The sequence below is a fragment of the Collinsella aerofaciens genome (assembly GCF_039752985.1).
GTDB classification, from domain to species: Bacteria; Actinomycetota; Coriobacteriia; order Coriobacteriales; family Coriobacteriaceae; genus Collinsella; species Collinsella aerofaciens_BT.
On the sequence record NZ_JBDMHA010000097.1, the window covers coordinates 1 to 4,175 of the forward strand.

General features: G+C 63.0%; 3 protein-coding genes. All 3 read left to right on the top strand.

The genetic code is table 11. The annotated features are described in order from the left end of the window. Positions 1-2,038 (top strand): transcription termination factor Rho (gene rho, locus ABHR76_RS09495; protein ID WP_346977531.1); only part of this gene is annotated, 2,038 nt, incomplete at its 5' end. A 311-nt stretch (positions 2,039-2,349) separates the two neighbouring features. Further along, a complete protein-coding gene (locus ABHR76_RS09500) occupies positions 2,350-3,750 on the top strand; it encodes a hypothetical protein (RefSeq protein ID WP_346977533.1) in 1,401 nt (466 codons plus the stop codon). A gap of 7 nt (positions 3,751-3,757) precedes the next feature. After that, positions 3,758-4,175, top strand: a 418-nt coding sequence (locus tag ABHR76_RS09505; RefSeq protein WP_346977535.1) for a VanZ family protein, incomplete at its 3' end; no start/stop codon positions are given.

Here is a 4,175-nt window from a genome sequence, read left to right on the forward strand (position 1 = left end):
GCAGGTTGCCGATCAGGTAACCCCCGAGCTCACTGAGGCTTCGGTCCGTTCCGCGGCAGGGGAGGGCACATCGCCTGTTGAGCCCGCTGCGCCTGTCGAGGCCAGCGAAGTTCCCGTTGTCGATCCGGCTTTGCGCCCGCACCGTCGCGGTCGCAAGCCCAAGGCCTTCGTCGAGGCAGAGAAGGCCGCAGCCGCAGCTGCAGCCGCTCGGGATGCTGCGGCGACCGCCGAGTCTGCAACCGCCGCCGACGCGCCCGTCCAGGATGCTACGACTTCCGAGGCCGCTCCCGCCGATGTCGAGCCCGCCGACGTCCGTCCTGGTCGCAGCCATCGTACTGCTGCTAAGCGCACGTCCAAGGCCAAGGCTGCCAAGAAGGGTGCGTCCGAGGATTCCGCCGAGACGACCGCCGATGCATCGATTGATGCCGCTGAGCCCCAGGACGTCGAACAGCCTGCGTCCGAAAAGCCCAAGCGTGGTCGTAAGAAGTCCGCTAAGGCCAAGGCGTCCGAGCAGCGGGCTGATGTCGAAGCGCAGGTCGATTCCGGCGCCGAGGCCAATGACGCCGCTGCGGCCAATGCCGACGCCGCCGCAACTGATGGTGCCGCGCCCGCCGAGGCCGAAGACGGCGCTCGCCCCAACCGTCGCCAGCACAAGCGTAACGACGGGCGCAACGACCGCAAGGACGAGCGCAACAACGACCGTCGCAACCGCCAGCGCGATCGCAAACAGCGCAACAAGGAGCGCAACGCCGCCCCCACCGAGCCCACGCTTTCGCGCGAGGAACTCGCGGCCATGAAGGTCGCCGAGCTGCGCGAGAAGGCCAAGGAGTTCGAGATCGAGACGACCGGCAAGAAGAAGGCCGAGCTCGTCGAGGAGATCTACACCACTGCCGCGAAGGCCGAGGGCTTCCGCGACATCAAGGGCATTCTGCAGATTCGCCCGGACAGCTCCGGCATCATCCACGCCCATGGCTACATGAAGTCCAACGACGACGCCTTCGTGCCCGCCTACCTCATCCGCTCCGCGCGTCTGCGCACGGGCGACGTCATCGAGGGCTCGCTGCGTCCTTCGCGCGGCGGCGACAAGCGCGCCGGCCTCGCCAAAATCACGACCGTCAACGGTCTGGACCCCGAGCAGATTCGCAACCGTCCTAAGTTCGGCGACCTCACCCCGGTCTATCCCAACGAGCCGCTGCGCATGGAGCACGGCAAGGACTCCATTACCGGTCGCGCCATCGACATCGTGTCGCCGATCGGCAAGGGTCAGCGTGGCCTGATCGTGTCCCCGCCCAAGGCCGGCAAGACCACGATCCTCAAGAAGATCTGCCAGTCTATCTCGATTAACAACCCCGAGGTGCACCTCATCTGCCTGCTCGTCGACGAGCGCCCCGAAGAGGTCACCGATATGCAGCGTTCCATCAAGGGCGAGGTTGTGGCGTCGACCTTCGATATGCCCGCCGACAACCACACTCGCGTGGCAGAGCTCGTCATCGAGCGCGCAAAACGCATCGTGGAGCTGGGCGGCGATGTTGTGGTGGTGCTCGACTCCATCACGCGTCTTGCCCGCGCCTACAACTTGGCGGCGCCCGCCTCAGGCCGCATCCTTTCGGGCGGCGTCGATTCGGCGGCACTGTATCCGCCCAAGCGCTTCCTGGGCGCAGCCCGCAATATCGAGAACGGTGGCTCGCTCACCATCCTGGCCTCTGCCCTCATCGACACCGGTTCCAAGATGGACGAGGTCATCTTTGAGGAGTTCAAGGGCACCGGCAACATGGAGCTTAAGCTCGACCGCGACCTGGCCGACCGCCGCATCTTCCCGGCTATCGACCCCGTTGCCTCCGGTACGCGTAACGAGGACCTGTTGGTTGACGAGCAGATGCGCCCGTTTGTCTTTGGCCTGCGTCGCATTCTTGCCGGCATGAACAACACCGAGCGCGCGGCCGCATCGTTTATCAAGGGTCTTAAGGGCACCAACACCAACCAGGAGTTCCTGGTGCGTTCGGCCAAAAAGCACAGCGACTACGAGCAGACGTTCTAGGTTGTCATCCACACGCAGCGATAGTCATCAATGCAATAAAGGGTCGGGGCTTTGAGCCTCGGCCCTTTTCTATATCGCCGCTCCGCGCTTTTTTGACCATAAGACTGGCAAGCAGCAGGTTTCCCGTTTCAATCCGACATCGTCGCTTGCAATCGACAGGGCGGTTTCGCATAATAGCTTTTAAGCTTCGCGACGGAAAACGCAGATGAAACGAACCATATACCGTTGCTTTGGGGCATAGCCCCGCTTCATCTTCTCTCGCGCAGCCAACTGAATGATGCGATTTGGGTGCTGGAAGATGGGGAGAGCTCATGGCTTCTTCTGATGCAACACAACGAGCAGTCCTTGCCGGACTTTCGTGCGGGATCGGCCTTGCCGCTCCCGTGGTTATGTATGCCGCGACGCTGCCGTTTTCGTCGGTGAACGAGACGGTCGTGGCGGGTGCGGTTCCCTTCGCCGTGGGCGCGGTGGCGGGCGTGGGTATCTATGCCGCCTCGCTGGGTATCTCCGAGTATCGTGCGCAGCGTGAAGAGCGTCTGTTCCAGCCCGATGCCATGGGCGGTGCCGCCAATCTCAATCAGCATCAAAGCGAGTTCAAGACCGCCTCGATTCCAGCTCAGCAGCAGGATGCGACTCCTTACGCTGCGGCTTCTGCTTCTCAGGCTCAGGCGGAGCAGTCTACCTCGGCATTCCTTTCCGGCCTGACCGGTGCGTTCCAGCGCCGTCATGCCGATGATGGTGTCCCCACCATCGCTCGAGCCGCAGATGCTATGGACGAGGACGAGGCTTGGTCTATGATCGACAGCATGCTCGACGACGATTCGCCGGTGAGCTGCGACCCTGCACGCTCGCGCGACGTCTATCAAGTCGCCATCGACGAGCTCACCAATGGCGGGCAGACCGGCTCCTTCAATCGCGACGACATCGCCGCCGCGGCGCGTGCCGTATCGGGCTCCCAGGCCGCCCCTGCGGGCAGCACGGCGGCTTTCGTGGCACTCGTTGCCAACGCGGCAGCCAATAACGCCTACAACGCTACCTCGGCGGACGCGAACGCTTCTGCCGACAATTCGTACGTTGATGAAGCCATGACTGCGGACGAGGAGGCCGTTGCCGCCCGCCGTGCCGCCGAAAGCTCGCTGTGGGGCGCTCCTGCCCAGCAGCAGGCGGCTGAGGCTGCGCCGTACAATGCAAACCTCGCCAGCATGCCTATCATCTCCGGTGCCGCGGACATCGATCTTGATGACCTCGATGAGCCTGCAGCCATCACCGCATCGATTGATGTCCAAGATCGCATCGACACCGGCGACCTTCCGGACGCCTCGCTCGAGGTTGATGTCCCCATGGCTGATTACTCGGGCCACGAGGACATGTGGGCCGCCGCCACCGCGATTCTGGATGAGATTGACGAGCCTGCTCCTGTTGCAGCCCCCGCTCCCGTCGCTGCCCCTCAGCCTGCTGCCCCCGCCTATGTCGGCCGTCACAGTGCTGTGTTCCCCGAGGATACTGCCCGTATCTCGCGCGAGAGCATCGAGCGGGCCGAGGCTATTGCCGCCGGCATTATGGAAAACCGTCGTCACGAGCGCGTCAATCAGATCCTCGAGGAAGAGATCGAGCGCCTGCAGTCCTCAACCGCCAAGCGTACGGGCCGTGCCTATCTGAGCGTTATCGAGGGCGGTACCGCCAGCTTCGCGCCGCTCCGCGCGGAGGCATAACTTCTGCATGGTTAAGATCAATCGAAAATGGGCGGTTGTAACCTGCCTGATGGCGCTCTTGATCTGGGGCAATTCGCTGGTTCCCGGCTCGGGGTCGGGCTCGCTGAGCCTAACGGTCATGGAAGCTATCCGCGGTTTCCTGCACAGCGTGGGACTTCCATATGAATGGGTGACCAACTTTGTTGTTCGCAAGTGCGCGCATTTTACCGAGTATATGGTGCTCGGCATCTTGGCAACGCACGCCTTTGATTTTGAGGGCCGGCGCACCTTTGACGTGCTGCTGCCCACGGCGGTGTTCCTGCTGCTGATTCCCTCGATCGACGAGACGATTCAGCTCTTTGTGCCGGGACGCGCCGGCATGATCACCGATGTGATGATCGACTGCTGTGGAGCGGCAACGGGCGTTGTGCTCCGATATCTACTAC